The sequence below is a fragment of the Nocardia sp. NPDC050378 genome, from assembly GCF_040655675.1.
GTDB lineage: Bacteria > Actinomycetota > Actinomycetes > Mycobacteriales > Mycobacteriaceae > Nocardia > Nocardia coubleae.
Genome location: NZ_JBFAKI010000008.1, coordinates 188,220 through 203,994, shown reverse-complemented (window position 1 = coordinate 203,994; position 15,775 = coordinate 188,220). Strand labels below are relative to the sequence as shown.

Below are 15,775 nucleotides of genomic sequence, written 5' to 3'. Positions count from 1 at the left end.
AGTCACGGTGGGCTCCTTATGTGTTCGCACGGCACCCGCGCGAACGATCTCGCTGGACCGGTCCGTCCTTGTAGGTGGTTTGTCAACCACCACGAGGGCCGGGTGCCGGCCCCCTCGTACTGAGTAGCTCAGTCACGGTCAGGACCTCCCGTACGAATCACACCGACGCGATCCGCATCTTCGACGCTACCGCCGAACCCGCTACGGCGCTGCCGGTCCGGCACACGTGTCCGTGAATTCGAGGTTAACCAGCATGGTCGCCGCCGTTCGGCGCGTCGAGCGCTACAGTCGTTGCATGGCCGATGACCAGGATCTGGAGAAGCTGTCGTCGAAGGAACTGCACGACCGCGCGGTGAAAACGGCCGTGCGGCGCGGCGATGTGAAGTTCCTGTGGGACCTGCTCAAGGCGATTCCCGCGGCCCAGGCCGAGGCGGGCGATCTGGGCGAGAGCGAGGCCGACATCAAGTACGTGCTGCCGATGCTCGACGACTACATCCACGCGGGCGACGGCAAGATCGCCGAAGTCCTTCGCCCCACCTACCTGGACTATCTACGCAAACACCAGTAGCTCAGCGGCGGGTGAGCGCCTTGGCCACCCCGACGATCGTGCCGCGCAGCACATTGCCCTTGCTGAAGTGGTCGTCCCACAACACGATCCGGCCCGCGCGGATCTCGAAGGTGCCGGTGACCCAGAACCCGATACGCACCGGCCCGAACCGCAGATAGTCGGTGCGGTCGGTGAGCACGATGTCGCCGTCGGCGGCGATGTGGTGCATCTCGGCCCAGAAGCCGAGCGCCGGACGGTCCAAGCCGCGCAACACCATGGCGACCCGGTCCTTGCCCCGGATCGTCGGCAGCGAGGTGTTCTTCCAGACGATCTCCGGATCGAGGAGTTCCAGCGCCTCGTCGACCGCGTCGATCTCGAGCGCGGCGAAGAATTCGCGCACCACGGTGACGGCGGGTTCGGGGAGTTCCTCGGTCATGGTGTGAGCCTAGGACTTCGACGGCTCGTGGGCCAGAGCGGCGCGACGTTCGATCAGGGCGGCGATGCCGTCGAGGATGCGGTCGATGCCGAAATCCAGGGCGTTGTCGCGGCCGTCGGCGGCCGCTTCCTCGGCGAAGGCGGCGCGGACCCGCGGGTAGCGCTCGGCGGCTGCGGTCATCATCTGGGCGAACTGGTCGGTGAAGTGATCCGCCTGCTCGCCTGCCGGGACCTGCTGGGCAAGGCCGCGAGCGTGGCTGTTGAGCAGGACGATGGTGTCGAGCTGCTCCGGGCCGCTGAGCCCGGTGTGCGCCAGCGCGGTCAGCGCCGATTCGGTCCAGGCCATTTCGTTCGGACCGAAGGGGCGAAGACCACGGGCGAGGTCGATGGTCCAGGGGTGGGCGCGGTAACTGTCATGGATGGCGTTGGTCCAGCTTCTCAGGGCTGCTCGCCAATCCTGTAGCACCGCTGAGCTTTTCGGTGGTTCGCCGATGGCTTCGTCGAGCATGAGCGCCGTCAGTTGCTCCTTGCCGGGAACATACCGGTAGAGCGACATCTTGGTGAAGCCGAGACGCTCGGCCAGGCGCTGCATCGAGAGAGCAGCGAGCCCTTCGGCGTCGGCCAGCGCGATCGCCTCGCCGACGATCCGGTCGAGGGTGAGCGCGGGTTTGGGCCCCCTGGTCGGACGCTGGGCGGTGCCCCACAGCAGCTCGACGGTGGTCGGTGACGGCATCGGCCCTCCTTTCGCGCTCAGGATACCGGCGATCTGCGTCCGCCGGAAACAGATCTTGACGAAGAAACAGTGTCCTCCGTACACTTTTTAGTGTCCGACGGAAACAGATTACGGCGGACACTGATCCCGAGGAGCTTTCATGCCCAATCGGACCGTCCTCATCTCCGGTGCGAGCATCGCCGGACCGGCCCTCGCCTATTGGCTGCGGCGGTACGGCTTCGACGTCACCGTCGTGGAGCGCGCTCCCGCGTTGCGGCCCGGCGGTCAGGCGGTCGACTTCAAGAACGGTGTCCACCTGGAGGTGCTGCAGCGGATGGGCATCCTCGACACGGTGCGTGCGCGCCGCACCGGCACCACCGACCTGATCTTCGTCGACGCCGACGACCGTGAATTGGCGGTCATGTCAGGCGATTTCACCGGGGGCGCACTCGAGATACTGCGGGGCGACCTGGCTGCCGTCTTGTACGAACAGACCAGGGACACAGTGGAATACGTCTTCGGCGATACCGTCACCGCGCTGTGCGAAACCGAGTCCGGCGTTTATGTCGAGTTCGAGCACGCTTCGGCCCGCACGTTCGATCTCGTGGTCGGCGCGGATGGAATCCATTCACGGGTACGGCGTTTGGCCTTCGGCCCGGAATCGGACTTCGTCACCCACCTCGGCTACTACTACTGCGTGGCGGGGGCGAGCCGCTGGGCCGACAAGTCGGTGCCGCGCGAGCGGGCCGAGGGATACGCCCACAACGTGCCCGGGAAACTGGCCGTCGACGGTGGCCCCAAAGCACAACAGATGTATATGTTCGCCTCCCCCGAACTGGACTACGCGCGCACCGACACTTCGGCCCGACGTCGCATCATCCGTGCGGCTTTCGCCGATGTGGACTGGCACGTCCCACGCATGCTCGCCGAACTCGACGAGCTGGACGAGGTCTACCTCGACTCGATCAGCCAGGTCCGGATGAACGGCACCTACACCCGTGGCCGTGTCGCCCTGCTCGGTGATGCCGCCTACGGCAATACCCTGGCCGGCTTCGGCACCGGCCTCGCGCTCGTCGGTGCCTACGTCCTCGCCGGTGAACTCGCCTCGGCCGCAGGTGATCACGAGGCCGCGTACCGTGCCTACAACCGGATCATGAAGCGCTACGCCAAGATCGCGGGGAACTCCAACACCGGCCCATTTCTGGCCCCGAAAACCGCGGTGGGCATCAAGGCCCGCAACTGGTTCCTCGGCTCGCGCTTGTTCGGCCTGATGCTGAAGTACGGCGACAAGGCGGCCAACGACGTCGACCTCGTCGACTACTCGCGATCGATCCGGAGCAGGGCTTGACCTGGAGTGCGCTCCAGGTCATAGGCTCGGGCGCATGAGCATTCGTCTCGGTTACCAGATGCCCAATTTCAGCAACACCGCCTCGATCCGCGAGCTGTTCCCGACGGTCGTCGCGCAGGCGAGGGAGGCGGAAGCGGCCGGCTTCGACGCCGCCTTCGTGATGGACCACTTCTATCAGCTGCCGTTGATCGGTCCGCCCGACGCGCCGATGCTCGAGGCGTACTCCGCGCTCTCCGCGCTGGCCACGGCTACCGACCGAATCCAACTGTCCGCCTTGGTGACCGGCAACACCTACCGCAACCCCGCGCTGCTCGCCAAGACGGTGACCACCCTCGACGTGGTCAGTGGTGGACGCGCGGTGCTCGGCATCGGGGCAGGCTGGTTCGAGCTCGAACACCAGCAGTACGGCTTCGAATTCGGCACGTTCACCGAACGTTTCGAGCGCCTCGAGGAGGCGTTGCGGATCATCACGCCCATGCTGCGCGGACAGCGACCCACCTTCGACGGCAAGTGGTACCGCGCCGAGAACGCGATCAACGAGCCGCGCCTGCGCGACGACCTGCCGATCCTGCTCGGCGGCGGCGGTGAGAAGAAGACCTTCGCCATGGCCGCGCGCTTCGGCGACCACCTCAACATCATCTGCAACGCCTCGGAGCTGCCGCGCAAGGTGGCCGCGTTGCGACAGCGCTGCGCGGAGGTCGATCGCGACCCCGCCACCCTCGACACCAGTTTCCTCGCGTTCGTCATCGCCGACGAGGACGGCGACCGGGCCCGCAAGATCCAGGCCGACATGATGTCGCAGGTCGGGATCGACGTGGCATCGATGAGCGAGGCGGAGCTCCGCGAGAGCGTCGTCGACCGTCAGTTCGTCGGCACACCCGACGATGTCGCCGAGCAGATCAAGGACCGGGTGCTCGATCAGGGTATCGACGGAGTCATCGTGAACATGGTCGCCAACGGCCATGAGCCGGGCATGGTCGAGGCGGTCGGTCGCGCCCTGCTTCCGCTGGTGAAATGAACCGTCACCAGGCGGCGAACTCGCCTTCGCCGCGCTGCCGGATCTGCTGACGACGACGGAAGAAGACCTCTTCGGCGCTCGACTCGGTCAAGGCGTTCGTGATGGTGCCGAGGCGGGTGTCGTAGCGGTTGGTGCGGATGTGACGGTCGATGCCCGCCTGCCATTCCGGTGGCAGGCGGGACCAGATGCCGGCCACCCGTGTCTGCGCCGCGGGCTCGGACTCGGCCAGCAGTTGCAGCAGGGCGGGCCAGTAGGTGGCGTCGGTGGCGTGGGCGGGTAGCGCGGCGATGGAGGCGGGGCTGAGCTCGGCCAGCGTGGCGGCGATCCGGCGGCGGGCCGGTTCGCTGAGCCGGGCCGACAGCGCGAACAGCCCACGCCACGGGTCGGCTTCGGTCCGGCCGTCGAGTGCGCGCACCAAGCGGGTCAGCACGCCGGGGTCGGCCAGTTGTGGGTTGGTCGACAAGGCCCACAGCGCAACGGGATTGAGGCGCCCGATCAGGGTGAGCAATGCGATCGAGGCGCTGCGGTCGACCGCGGTCAGCAGGAAGCGGCCGATCTCGTGCGCGGCGCCGCGCCCGAAGAAGATGTCACCCAGCTTGGCGGCGACCTCGGGCTCGACCTTGCAGAACAGCGCGAGCATCGCATGGTGCAGCGGGGGTGGACCGGCCAGCACCGTCTGGAGCATGCCGGGCACCCGGTCGCGTGGGCCCGCGAGCAGTTGCCGCACGATCCGGCTGAGCGTGTGCGCGGGGTAGGCGTAGGCGGCGGTGTAGACCAGGCCCGCGTCGTCGAGGACGGTCTCCTCCAGCGCCGCGATCAAGGGTTCGTTCACCACGGACAGGAACCGGGCGGCGGTCACATAGTCACGGCGGCGCAGCAATTCGTTGATGATGAGGGTGATCGGCTCGGGCCTGCCGTACCGCATCAACTGCTCGAAGACATTCGGATCCAGATACGGCGCACCGTCGGCCGCGTACACGGCGTCGACCATGCACAGCGCCTGCGCGCATTTCTCCGGATAGTGAATGCCGACCGCACCGAGAAACCTGGCCGCGAGCACCGGCGGAACCACCCGCTCGAACAACGCCACTCCGAGACCGACCGGGAAAATCGGCACCACCGGGGTCACCCGGCGAAAGGTGTCCGCGTGCTCGGCGTGCAACGCGTACAGCATCTGCTGCTGGATCGCCGACAGGTGCGCCGCGCCGAGCCGCGTCAACGGCGCCAGATGCTGCGGCGAAACCCCCAAAGTGCGCGCCAGCACCACCAACTGGGTCTGAGCCTCGAGCTCGGTCTCGATCATCGCTCACCGAAGATGATCCGCCGCGAAGCCCCACGCAACGGCGCGGGCATCGCCGACAACGCGGCATCGATAGCCCGATGCAACGCCCGATGCTCGTTCTCCCGAGCGCCCCGAAACAGCCGCAGCAACTCCCCGGCCTCGGCCTCCGTGAGCAACTCGAAGGCAGGAACCACCCCACCCACCTCGCGCGCCAACTCAGCTCGACAGTCCATATGAGTCGACCATGCCCCATGCCCACCCCAATGTGTACCGTTCGGAACTTTTTCTGTGAGTGGTGACAACAGAACCGACGACCGGTTGTCCGATCGACCTTCAGGGAATTTGCTCGATGGGGCCGATCAACTTCTGGTTGGGAGGTGGGCGGCGAGGAGTGCGTCGAGCAGGGAATTCAGGGGTGGCCAGGGGAAGCTGGGGCGGTCCAGGCGCAGCGTGACCAGGCCGTGTAGGGCGGCCCAGAGGCAGGTCGCGGTGAGCATCGGGTCATCAGCGCCTCCCGCGGCGGTCGCCTCGGCGAGCACCTGGAACGCGGCGCGGCCGTGGTAGTTGCTGCTGTCGGGTTCCCAGCCCGGCGCGCAGGCCGAACTGAACAACACGCGATAGCGGCCCGGGTGGTCGAAGCCGTAGGCACAGTACGCGCGAAGAACGGCGGCCAGCCGTGCGCACGCGTCGGCGTTCTCCGGGACAGACAGTGCCGCAGTGAGTTCGGCGAACCACAGCACCCAGATGGCATCGAGCAGATCTGCCCGGTCCGTGAACTGCAAGTACACGCTCTGCGGTGCGACACCGGCTTCCCGGGCGACAGCGCGCAGTGAGAGAGCCTCCTGACCGCTGTCCTCGAGCAGCCGGGCGGCCGCGCCGACGAGTTCTTCGCGTAGCCGCGCACCTTCGCCGCGGCGATTCCGATCCCGAGCCGCTTTCCCTGTCACCTTGACAAGATAACAGGACGGGTGTCCACTGACAATTGTCAGTAGACACCCGTCTTGTTAGGAATTCCCTTGTCTGTCAGTGTTTCTCGGATAGTCCATGCCAGCGTCCTGCTCGACTTCGGCGGGGCGCGGATCCTTACCGACCCCTGGTTGTCGGAGCGCCCGTTCTACTACCAGGGCGAGCAGCGCAGCATCGCCACGGCGACCGATCTACCGGAACTCGCCGGTGTCGTGATCAGCCACGCGCATTACGACCATTGCGATCTCGATGCCCTGCGCGGCTATCCCGACAAGAACGTACCCTTCGCCGTCGTCCGCGGGCTCGCGAAAAGTGTTCGTGCGGCGGGCTTTCGCAACGTCACCGAGCTCGATCCCTGGCAGAGCACACATCTGGGCCCGGTGGAGGTGACGGCTACACCCGCCGAACACGGCGTGCCGGAGGTGACCTTCGTCTTGCGCGCGGACGGCCGGACGGTCTTCTTCGGCGCCGACACCTTGCGCATCGATGCGCTCGACGAAATAGCCTCGCGTTTCGGCGAATTGGATCTCGCCCTACTGCCGATCAACGGCCTGCGGATCCGCCCTGCTTTCAACCGCCAGGTGGTGATGGATGCCGCCGAGGCCGCCGACCTGGCCCGCGTGCTACGGCCACGGCTGGCGGTGCCCATCCACTACTCCTTCACCAGTGGTCCGCTCGGCAGCCGCCTCATCACCAAGGTGGCCACGCGGGATCCGGAGGTCTTCCGCGCCGCGGCACGCGATATCGCCCCCGACACCACCGTGGAAATCCTGGACCCGGGCGTCGTGCTCGCGTTGTGAAAGACGAACGCCCTCGCAGACCCGGAGTCTGCGAGGGCGTTCGAGAGTATCCGTCGATCAGCCGAGGAGGCGCCAGTCTTCCAGGCCCTGGTAGAGCGGGACGCTCTGGGCGAGCTTCGAGACGCGACCACGCAGGGTCTCGGTGTCGGAGGTGCCGGCGAGGGCGGCGGCGATGATGTCGGCTACCTCGGTGAACTCGGTGTCGCCGAAGCCGCGGGTGGCCAGGGCGGCGGTGCCGATGCGCAGGCCGGAGGTGACCATCGGGGGGCGCGGGTCGAAGGGGACCGCGTTGCGGTTGACGGTGATGCCGACCTCGTGCAAGAGGTCCTCGGCCTGCTGGCCGTCGAGTTCGGAGTTGCGCAGGTCGACCAGGACCAGGTGCACATCGGTGCCGCCGGTGAGGACCGAGACGCCCTTGTCCTTGACGTCGGCGCCGGTGAGACGTTCGGCGAGGATGCGGGCACCGGAGAGGGTGCGGACCTGGCGGTCCTTGAACTCCTCGGTCGCGGCGATCTTGAACGCGGCGGCCTTGGCGGCGATCACGTGCATGAGCGGGCCGCCCTGCTGACCGGGGAACACCGCGGAGTTGAGCTTCTTGGCGAACTCCTGCTTGGCCAGGATCAGGCCGGAGCGGGGGCCGCCGAGGGTCTTGTGCACGGTGGAGGACACCACGTCGGCGTAGGGCACCGGCGAGGGGTGCAGACCGGCGGCAACCAGACCGGCGAAGTGCGCCATGTCGACCCACAGGTAGGCGCCGACCTCGTCGGCGATCTCGCGGAACTTCGCGAAGTCCTGGTGACGCGGGTAGGCCGACCAGCCGGCCACGATCACCTTCGGCTTGGCGGCCTTGGCGATGTCGCGGACCTCGTCCATGTCGATGCGGTGGTCTTCCTTCGACACACCGTAGGAATGGACGTCGTAGAGCTTGCCCGAGAAGTTCAGGCGCATGCCGTGGGTGAGGTGACCGCCGTGCGCGAGATCGAGGCCGAGCAGGGTCTCGCCCGGGTTCATCAGCGCCATCAGCACCGCGGCGTTGGCCTGAGCGCCGGAATGCGGCTGCACGTTGGCGAACTCGGCGCCGAAGAGTTCCTTGGCGCGGTCGCGAGCCAGGGTCTCCACCACGTCGACGGCCTCGCAGCCACCGTAGTAGCGGCGGCCCGGATAACCCTCGGCGTACTTGTTGGTGAGCACGGAACCCTGCGCCTGCAGGACCGCGCGCGGCACGAAGTTCTCCGAGGCGATCATCTCGAGGGTGTCGCGTTCGCGGGCGAGCTCGCCCGCCATCGCGGCGGCCAACTCGGGATCGAGCTCACCGAGAGACTGGGTATTCACCGAAGCGGTCGTCTGCGTCACGACCCTCAGTCTATGGGCCGGGTACGCACGCCCCGGCACGGGGATAGCGCAACGGCGCCGCGCCCGCCACCCGGGAGACGCGGCTCACACCGTCCTGACCAGGTTCGACAGCCGTGGAACAGGGTTTTCACCGGTAACGTGCGGCCCCCGGGTGACCGATGACACAGGTGTGAACACGCTGCCCGTCATCACCCCTGCCGTCGCTCCGTCGAACCCGATCGAGGCGCTGCTGCTGCACCTGGGCTACCTCATCTGCTCACTGATGAACCCCGGCGGTTGCGCCGTCATCCAGTAGGCGCCGGATCGCCCCCGGTGTGAGTGGTTCGTCCAGCAGGCGCCCGAACCGTTCGATGCGGTCCTGGGCGTCGACCGCCCCGTCGAGCCAGCCGCCGAGCAGGCGGTAGCCCTCCACATAGGTGCTGATGTAGGCGCGCCACAGCGGGGAGGACAGGAACCGCAGCGACTGACGGGCCCGCTCCGGCGTCGCGAGACTCCAGCGCTGCAGGAACTGTGCCACCTCGTCGTGACTGCGGTGCTTGTCGTGCAGCAGCAACGCCGCGTCCTGGCGCACACTGAGCAGTTTCGCCGACGCTGCCGAGAACCGTTCGGCGCGTTCGCCGTCGAAACGCAGCCCCAGGTCGGCGTAGATCTCCTGCGCCCACACACCCCAGCCGGGCCCGACGATCGACTGCAGCGCGAGGTCGGCCAGGCCCTCGGCCATCAGGCACTGCGGTGTGTTGACCAGGAACAGCGTCTGCTCGTCCTCGCCCGCCGCGACCAGTCCGGCCTCCTTGCGGCAGTGCTCGGTGTGATGCCCGGGGTAGGACTCGTGGGCGATGAGGGCGGGCAGGTGCGCCATGTGCTGTTTGAGGTCGGAGTTGATGGCCACCGTCGAGCGGTAGTTGCCCAGGTAGTAGTTGAAACCGGACCACGGTTTGTCGCCGACCACCTCGTAGGTGACGTGTTCGTGGTCGGGCAGCGGGTACCGCGCGCGGACCCGTTCGCGCAGGGCGCTGGAGAACGCTTCCACGCATTCGGGCAGCCGTTCGGGCGGGATCTCGTCACCGCGCCGGTAGGCGGCGACCCGCTCGGCCAGCGGTCCGTCGCCGCCGAGTACCTCGTCCATCAGGCGATGCGCCTCGCGGTAGTCGTCGGGGTCGCCCGGTGTGATGTCGACGTCGAAGTACGCGCGGACCTCGTCGACGAAACCGATCTCCTCACCCGCGAACTTGCGCGCCGAACATTCCATCGCCACCAGGTGGGCGTCGAGGAACTCGGTGCGCTCAGGTGAGAGCCCGGCGTCGGGCAAGGCCGCGCGCAGGTCGACGGCGCGCCGGACCAGGTCGGCGGGTACGGGCGCGGCGGCGTTGTCGATCTCGCGGCGCAGCGCCGGATCGCCGGTATAAGCGTCGACGAAGCCGGATTCGAGCCGATCGAAAGCCAGTCCGAGCCGCAGGTATTCGGTGACGAACGGATGAGACCCCATGCGCCCGACCTTACGTGGTGAATTCGAAAAGCGGGCCCTACCTCGTGGTTGTTACTAGTTACCGACGGGTAGCCAAACCCCCCGTTGCGCACGGACGACCGGCACGGAGCACAATCGCCGCATGCGGTCAGAGTTATCCCGGATCTCACCGAACGGGCAGCCCAGCTGTGCGTGTTTGCCCGAACGGAGCGTCGGGTAAGTGGCACGGATGAGCGAGCCGAGCCCGTACGTGGAGTTCGACCGGAAGCAGTGGCGCACTCTGCGCAAGTCGACTCCCCTGGTCTTGACCGAGGAGGAATTGACCGGACTACGCGGCCTCGGCGAGCAGATCGACCTCGAGGAAGTCGCCGAGGTGTACCTGCCGCTCGCCCGCCTGATCCACCTGCAGGTCGCCGCACGTCAGCGACTGTTCGCCGCCACCGCGACGTTCCTCGGCGAGAAGCACCCCGACAAGCAGGTGCCGTTCGTGATCGGGGTCGCAGGCAGCGTGGCGGTCGGCAAGTCGACCACCGCGCGCGTGCTGCAGGCGTTGCTGTCGCGCTGGGATCACCACCCGCGCGTCGACCTGGTGACCACCGACGGATTCCTCTATCCCACAGCCGAACTCACCCGCCGCGGCATCATGCACCGCAAGGGTTTCCCGGAGAGCTACGACCGGCGCAAACTGCTGCGCTTCGTCACCGAGGTGAAATCGGGCGCCGAAGAGGTGTGCGCGCCGGTGTACTCGCACATCTCCTACGACATCGTCCCCGACGAGAAACACTGTGTGCGCCAGCCCGACATCCTCATCGTCGAGGGCCTCAACGTGCTGCAGACCGGCCCGCGCCTGATGGTGTCGGACCTGTTCGACTTCTCCATCTACGTCGACGCGCGCATCGAGGACATCGAGAACTGGTACGTGCAGCGCTTTCTGGCCCTGCGCAAGACCGGCTTCGCCGACCCGAACGCCCACTTCCACCACTACGCGGGCTTGGGCGACGAGCAGGCCACCGCGGCCGCGCGCGACATCTGGAACTCCACCAACCGACCCAACCTCGTCGACAACATCCTGCCGACCCGCCCGCGCGCTACCCTGGTGCTGCGCAAGGACTCCGACCACACCATCAACCGGCTGCGCCTGCGCAAGCTCTAGATCGGCGACCCGAGCGAGACCACTTCGGTCGCCAGTTCCGAACGCGCACCGCCCTTTTCGACGACGAGCACGCCCTGCGGGGTATCCCGCGCCGCGAGCGGCTCACCGCCGACCACCTGGATGACGGTCTGCTCGGAGCGGGCGAGCATGTCGATCACCGGTTGCTCGGCGACCGGCGCCCAGCCCTGGGCGGCCGAACGCAATCGGTCGACCGTGCTGGTCGCCCCGGCCACATCGGCCCATTTGCGCACCGCGACGCTGATGACGTTGTCGCCGCTCCAGCGCGGGTTGTAGACCGTCGAGCACTCGCCGGGGACCGAGGGCAGGTCCGAGACGGCGTTGCTTCGCACGTCGATGGTCGCGACGAAACCGATGCCGCAGGAGGAACTGCGCGCGGTGGTGCCCGCGAGCACGAAGGTGTGCCCGTCGGGTCCGGCGGCGGCCGAGAGCTCGGAATCGATGCCGGGCACCCGGCCCAGCGGCAGGATGGCGTCCGAGCCGATCGCGTAGAGGTGGTTCTTCTCCCACCACAGCCCGCGGGACTCCGACCGTGCCAGCAGCACGTACTCGTCGGTGGCCGCGACCAGGCGGGCGCCGTCCCAGTTGCCACCCGAGAGCGGGCTCGGCGAATCCGGGAGCACGATGTCGCGTTCGGGCTCGGCGGGGGTGGTGCCCGCGAGGTCCTGGCTCATGATCTGGCCGGGCTCACGCCACCAGCCGACCACCGCGTCGCGCAGGGCGACCGCGTCGGTGCAGTCGCATTCGGTGCGCGTCACGGAACCGTTGTCCACACTCAGCGCGACGAGTGTCTTGGACGCCGTCTCCACCGCGAACGCGAACGCACCATCGCGGGTGAAAGTCACCGGCGCCGCCGAATAGCCGAAATTGCCCGACGCACGCAGTGTTTCGGCGCCGCGAACGACAACCAGCTCACCTTCGGTTCGATACGCGAACACCCCGGAACGATCCGGCTGCTGGTTCGGGGTGATGACCGGCGCTGGCGTGCCCTCGACCCCACACCCGGCTACCAGACCGACCGCACCGAGCGCCGCGATCCACGCACCTGCACGCGCAACTCCCACCGCTGTCCCCTACCTGTGTCGACGGGTCCGTTCCGGGCAGCAGCCTAGCCCGCGCACCACCGGAACCGGGGCGACTCGTCACAACTTCCAGGCCGCGTCCAACCTGGTCGCCACATCGATATTGCGCACCGCGGCGATCTCGGGCTTGCGGATCTCCTCGGACATGTACCGGGCCACGAACCGGCGGATCTCGTGATCGACACTGGCGAGCACCCGCAGCAATTGCCCGCGCTTGGTGGAACTGGCCACGTTCACCCGCACATCTCCCGGACGCGGTTCGGCGATGTCGATGACCACCCGCAGCGGGTCGGCCGTGCGTGCCGTCAGATGCAGGTGCACGGTGCCGTCCACCCGGAACCGCGACCTGTCGACCGCGAGGTCGACCACCAGATCCACATGCAACGGGATCGTCAGCTCGAAGGAGATGAAGGCGTCGACGAAACGCAGAATGCGCGGCTGACCCAGCTCCACCTGCGCGGTGACCTTCGCCAACCGGCCCGGCCCCACTCCGATCGGGCCGAAATCGAAAGCGGCACCGGTGAGCTCACCGAACGCGTCCGCGATGCGCTGCTCGGAGACGGCGTACTCGAGAAAACGCCTGCCGAACTCCTCATAGCTGATGTAAGACGCCTCATCAGGTTCCACGAACGCGACAGTACGCGAGGACTACGCCTCAGACCCCGAAGCGACGGTGCCGCGCCGCGTAATCACGCAGCGCGCGAAGAAAATCGACCCGCCGGAACTCGGGCCAGTACGCCTCGGTGAACCAGATCTCCGAGTACGCGCTCTGCCACAACAGGAAACCCGAAAGCCGCTGCTCCCCAGAGGTTCTGATCACCAGATCCGGGTCGGGCTGACCCGAGGTGTACAGATGCTGGCCGATCGCGTCGACCGTGATCGACTGCACCAGATCCTCACCCGACTCCCCCGCCGCGATCTCCTGACGCACCAGCGAGCGCACCGCGTCGGTGATCTCCTGCCGACCCCCGTACCCCACAGCCACATTCACGTGCACACCGTCGCGCCCGCTCGTGCGCTCGGCCGCCACCCGCAGCCGCTTGGCGATCAACTCGGGGAAACCGGCGAGCGAACCGACGATCCGCACACTCCAGTTCTGCTCCGGCGCCGACAACTCCTCGACCACATCGGTGATCACCTCGAACAGCGTCTCGAGCTCCTCGGGATCGCGGCGCAGGTTCTCCGTCGACAGCAGGTAGACGGTCACCATCTCGATGCCCTCGGCGGCACACCAGCCGACCAGCTCGGCGATCTTCAGCGCACCGACCCGATGACCGTGGCTGACATCGGTGAACCCGTTCTCACGCGCCCAGCGTCGATTCCCGTCGCACATCACCGCCACGTGGCGGGGGTGCTGCTTGTCGGCCAGCTGCTTGGACAGCCTGGCTTCATAGACGCGGTACGGCAACCCTCGCACCCGACCGAAAAACTCCACGCCCGCACCCTACGCCTGGGCCGCCTCCCCGTGACTTTTGCCGGTCGTGGGTGCGGGGTGAGAGGCCTGCCGGGCCGGCGGTGAGGAGGTGCTCCGGTTTTGGGGTGGCTGGGAAGTTACCCATGTTCTTGCGAGATCAGGGGGCGGCTTTTTCGGGATCTGTGAGGTAGGCGCGTAGGAAGGTGTCGGTCGCGGCTTCGGCGACGGCGCGTAGTTCGGTGGCCGGGATCTTGCGCGCGCCCATGTGTGAGCGGGCCTCGAGGGGGCCGGTGAGCAGTGCCAGGTACTGCTCGGCGGCCGTGTCCGGGTCGCAGGCACGCAATCGGCCCGCCAGCGCCAGCCGGGCCAGTCGGTCGGCCAGGGCTTCGCGCAACCGGACCGAGGTGCGCTGCTGCACCTGCAGGGCCAGGTCGGCGAAGTCCTCGGCTCGGGCGTAGGCCAGCCGGTGCAGGGATCGGCCGCGCTCACTCGCGCACACCTGCAGCAGCCGGTACGCCGAGTCGAGGAACGCCTGCCGCGGATCGTCACCGATGTCGCGCAGGGTGTCCACGGCCGCAAGGGTTTCCGCGCTCACCACATCGGCCGCCGTCAGCAGCGCCTCCCGGAACAGGGTGCCCTTGTCGGTGAGGTGGTTGTACACGGTCGGCTTCGCGACACCGGCCTCGTCGGCGATCTCCTGGACACAGGTCTGGGCGTACCCGCGCCGCGCGAAGACCGCGAACGCGGCCGCCAGAATCTGCTGCCGCTTGTCGATACGACCCCGCGCCGGTGCTGCCACTCGTCAAGCCTACCGCCACGGATTAGCCCACCGGTTCAGCCTTGCTGTCTTACCAGTAAGTACTCTAAATTGAACTGTCAAGTTCATTTCAGGAGGATTCATGCTTGTCCACGTGCTTCGATTCCGGTTCCGCGACGAGACCACCGAGGAACAACGCGACGAAGTGCTCGCCGCCATGCGCCGCACCGCCGCGGTCGAATCGGTGAGCTTCGCGACCGTCGGCCAGAACCTCGGCAATCCCGCCGAAGGCCTCACCCACGCTTACTGCGTGGGCATCGAGGACCTCGACGCCCTCGAGCGCTACATGCACGATCCGGTCCACCTGGCAGGCGATCCACTCATCGCACCGCATTTCGCCGAACTCGTCATCGGCCCCGACCTGTCCGACGACATGGATCCCGAGCTCGGCGCCGAGATCAGGGCCATGCACGAACGTAAGGCCGCGATGTACCCGGAGTGGGCCGAGTTGATGGCCACCATTCCCGAGGTCCGCTTCGCCTGACCACCCCTGCGACGCGCGGCGGAATGACAGCCGCACCGGTGGGAACGAGGCCGGATTCTCTTTGTGTGGTTGTCGGCACCTTCGGCGGTGGTGAGCGGGGGGCTCCCGTACCGTTGAGGCGTAACTTACGGTTCCGTAGGTTTTGACTGGGAGGTGTCGTGGAGGCGGTCGGTAGCGATTCAGGGGTGCCTGTCGCGCTGGTGAAGCCGCGGTTTCGCGGGTGGATTCACACCTGGGCGTTCGCCGTGGCCGTGGTCGCGGTGGCGGCGCTCGCGGTGGCCGGGTTCATGCGCTCGGGCACGGCCGGGTGGGCGACCGTGGTCTACGGGGTCGCGGTGTGCGGGCTGTTCGGCGTGAGCGCGGTGTACCACCGGGTCACCTGGGCCAGCGTGCGGACCCGGGTGCGGATGAAGCGGCTGGATCACTCGATGATCTTCGTGTTCATCGCGGGCAGTTACACCCCGTTCGCGGTGCTCGGCCTGCCCGACAGCACCGGGCGGACCTTGCTGATCGTGGTGTGGGTCGGGGCACTGGCGGGGGTCGCCCTCAAAGTGCTGTGGCCGACCGCGCCCAGGTGGGTCGGCGTGCCGTTGTATCTGCTGCTCGGGTGGGCCGTGGTGCCGGTGGCGCCGACTCTCCTGCACAACGTGGGGGTGCTGCCGCTGGTGCTGCTCGCCATCGGCGGGGTGATCTACAGCGTGGGGGCCGTGCTGTACGCGACGAAGTGGCCCAATCCGTGGCCGGACTTCGGGCACCACGAGTTCTTCCACGCGGCGACCGTCGTCGCGGCGCTGTGCCACTACATCGCGATCTGGCTCGTCGTGCTGGGCTGAGCGGCGTGCGTGCGCGGTGTCCTCGGCCGTGCCTTCTATGCTGGACAG

General features: G+C 67.5%; 19 protein-coding genes. 8 read left to right on the top strand and 11 right to left on the bottom strand.

What is annotated here, in order from left to right; genetic code table 11:
• Nucleotides 1–295 precede the first annotated feature (295 nt).
• The gene (locus tag AB0I35_RS19875; protein ID WP_067485986.1) at nucleotides 296–568 is read left to right on the top strand and encodes a hypothetical protein; all 273 of its coding nucleotides are present in this window, start codon (nucleotides 296–298) and stop codon (nucleotides 566–568) included.
• Between the two features lies 1 nt (nucleotide 569).
• On the opposite strand, the gene AB0I35_RS19870 is transcribed toward AB0I35_RS19875, so the two are convergent.
• Both AB0I35_RS19870 and AB0I35_RS19865 read right to left on the bottom strand, forming a co-directional pair.
• Entirely contained in the window at nucleotides 570–983 is a 414-nt protein-coding gene (locus AB0I35_RS19870; protein WP_067637804.1) for a limonene-1,2-epoxide hydrolase family protein, read from the bottom strand.
• Nucleotides 984–992: 9 nt separating this feature from the next.
• Nucleotides 993–1,715 carry a TetR/AcrR family transcriptional regulator gene (locus tag AB0I35_RS19865; protein ID WP_357397555.1) on the bottom strand — a complete coding sequence of 241 codons (723 nt, stop codon included), beginning with the start codon at nucleotides 1,713–1,715 and terminating at the stop codon, nucleotides 993–995.
• 139 nt (nucleotides 1,716–1,854) lie between these two features.
• On the opposite strand from AB0I35_RS19865, the gene AB0I35_RS19860 reads away from it, so the two are divergent.
• Together AB0I35_RS19860 and AB0I35_RS19855 are read left to right on the top strand one after the other, a co-directional pair.
• Nucleotides 1,855–3,042 carry an FAD-dependent monooxygenase gene (locus tag AB0I35_RS19860; protein ID WP_357397554.1) on the top strand — a complete coding sequence of 396 codons (1,188 nt, stop codon included), beginning with the start codon at nucleotides 1,855–1,857 and terminating at the stop codon, nucleotides 3,040–3,042.
• A 34-nt stretch (nucleotides 3,043–3,076) separates the two neighbouring features.
• On the top strand, nucleotides 3,077–4,060 hold the full coding sequence (locus AB0I35_RS19855; RefSeq protein WP_357397553.1) for an LLM class F420-dependent oxidoreductase: 984 nt from the start codon (nucleotides 3,077–3,079) through the stop codon (nucleotides 4,058–4,060).
• Between the two features lie 4 nt (nucleotides 4,061–4,064).
• On the opposite strand, the gene AB0I35_RS19850 is transcribed toward AB0I35_RS19855, so the two are convergent.
• The 3 genes from AB0I35_RS19850 to AB0I35_RS19840 all read right to left on the bottom strand — a co-directional run bounded on the left by AB0I35_RS19850 (nucleotide 4,065) and on the right by AB0I35_RS19840 (nucleotide 6,289).
• Entirely contained in the window at nucleotides 4,065–5,363 is a 1,299-nt protein-coding gene (locus AB0I35_RS19850) for a hypothetical protein (RefSeq protein ID WP_357397551.1), read from the bottom strand.
• Nucleotides 5,360–5,575, bottom strand: a complete 216-nt coding sequence (locus AB0I35_RS19845) for a hypothetical protein (protein WP_067485666.1) — start codon at nucleotides 5,573–5,575, stop codon at nucleotides 5,360–5,362. The genes AB0I35_RS19850 and AB0I35_RS19845 overlap by 4 nt, the downstream gene beginning before the upstream one ends.
• Before the next feature lie 126 nt (nucleotides 5,576–5,701).
• Nucleotides 5,702–6,289 (bottom strand): TetR/AcrR family transcriptional regulator, encoded by a 588-nt coding sequence (locus AB0I35_RS19840; protein WP_357397550.1) that lies wholly within the window; start codon nucleotides 6,287–6,289, stop codon nucleotides 5,702–5,704.
• Between the two features lie 69 nt (nucleotides 6,290–6,358).
• Between AB0I35_RS19840 and AB0I35_RS19835 the strand changes: the two genes are divergently transcribed.
• Nucleotides 6,359–7,108, top strand: coding sequence for an MBL fold metallo-hydrolase (locus tag AB0I35_RS19835; RefSeq protein WP_357397548.1), 750 nt, complete (start codon nucleotides 6,359–6,361; stop codon nucleotides 7,106–7,108).
• A 57-nt stretch (nucleotides 7,109–7,165) separates the two neighbouring features.
• Here AB0I35_RS19835 and glyA read toward each other — a convergent pair whose 3' ends face one another.
• Nucleotides 7,166–8,461: a serine hydroxymethyltransferase gene (glyA, locus tag AB0I35_RS19830; RefSeq protein WP_067485658.1), complete on the bottom strand. Its 1,296-nt coding sequence runs from the start codon at nucleotides 8,459–8,461 to the stop codon at nucleotides 7,166–7,168.
• A gap of 151 nt (nucleotides 8,462–8,612) precedes the next feature.
• On the opposite strand from glyA, the gene AB0I35_RS19825 reads away from it, so the two are divergent.
• Nucleotides 8,613–8,756, top strand: coding sequence for a hypothetical protein (locus tag AB0I35_RS19825; RefSeq protein WP_357397546.1), 144 nt, complete (start codon nucleotides 8,613–8,615; stop codon nucleotides 8,754–8,756).
• On the opposite strand, the gene AB0I35_RS19820 is transcribed toward AB0I35_RS19825, so the two are convergent.
• Nucleotides 8,718–9,947 carry a DUF885 domain-containing protein gene (locus AB0I35_RS19820; RefSeq protein WP_357397545.1) on the bottom strand — a complete coding sequence of 410 codons (1,230 nt, stop codon included), beginning with the start codon at nucleotides 9,945–9,947 and terminating at the stop codon, nucleotides 8,718–8,720. The genes AB0I35_RS19825 and AB0I35_RS19820 overlap by 39 nt on opposite strands.
• A 199-nt stretch (nucleotides 9,948–10,146) precedes the next feature.
• On the opposite strand from AB0I35_RS19820, the gene coaA reads away from it, so the two are divergent.
• Nucleotides 10,147–11,079 carry a type I pantothenate kinase gene (gene coaA / locus AB0I35_RS19815; protein WP_181696599.1) on the top strand — a complete coding sequence of 311 codons (933 nt, stop codon included), beginning with the start codon at nucleotides 10,147–10,149 and terminating at the stop codon, nucleotides 11,077–11,079.
• On the opposite strand, the gene AB0I35_RS19810 is transcribed toward coaA, so the two are convergent.
• From AB0I35_RS19810 to AB0I35_RS19795, 4 genes are all read right to left on the bottom strand, one after another.
• Entirely contained in the window at nucleotides 11,076–12,161 is a 1,086-nt protein-coding gene (locus AB0I35_RS19810; protein WP_357397543.1) for a hypothetical protein, read from the bottom strand. The two genes, coaA and AB0I35_RS19810, sit on opposite strands and share 4 nt — an antisense overlap.
• A 78-nt stretch (nucleotides 12,162–12,239) precedes the next feature.
• Entirely contained in the window at nucleotides 12,240–12,806 is a 567-nt protein-coding gene (locus AB0I35_RS19805) for a hypothetical protein (RefSeq protein WP_067637819.1), read from the bottom strand.
• A 28-nt stretch (nucleotides 12,807–12,834) separates the two neighbouring features.
• Nucleotides 12,835–13,614, bottom strand: coding sequence for an isoprenyl transferase (locus tag AB0I35_RS19800; protein WP_067485647.1), 780 nt, complete (start codon nucleotides 13,612–13,614; stop codon nucleotides 12,835–12,837).
• 136 nt (nucleotides 13,615–13,750) lie between these two features.
• Complete coding sequence (locus AB0I35_RS19795) at nucleotides 13,751–14,392, bottom strand: TetR/AcrR family transcriptional regulator (protein WP_357397541.1); 642 nt, start codon at nucleotides 14,390–14,392, stop codon at nucleotides 13,751–13,753.
• Between the two features lie 100 nt (nucleotides 14,393–14,492).
• Between AB0I35_RS19795 and AB0I35_RS19790 the strand changes: the two genes are divergently transcribed.
• Both AB0I35_RS19790 and AB0I35_RS19785 read left to right on the top strand, forming a co-directional pair.
• Nucleotides 14,493–14,894 (top strand): Dabb family protein, encoded by a 402-nt coding sequence (locus AB0I35_RS19790; RefSeq protein WP_357397540.1) that lies wholly within the window; start codon nucleotides 14,493–14,495, stop codon nucleotides 14,892–14,894.
• Nucleotides 14,895–15,079: 185 nt separating this feature from the next.
• Nucleotides 15,080–15,727, top strand: a complete 648-nt coding sequence (locus AB0I35_RS19785) for a hemolysin III family protein (protein ID WP_357397538.1) — start codon at nucleotides 15,080–15,082, stop codon at nucleotides 15,725–15,727.
• The last annotated feature ends 48 nt before the right edge of the window (nucleotides 15,728–15,775 follow it).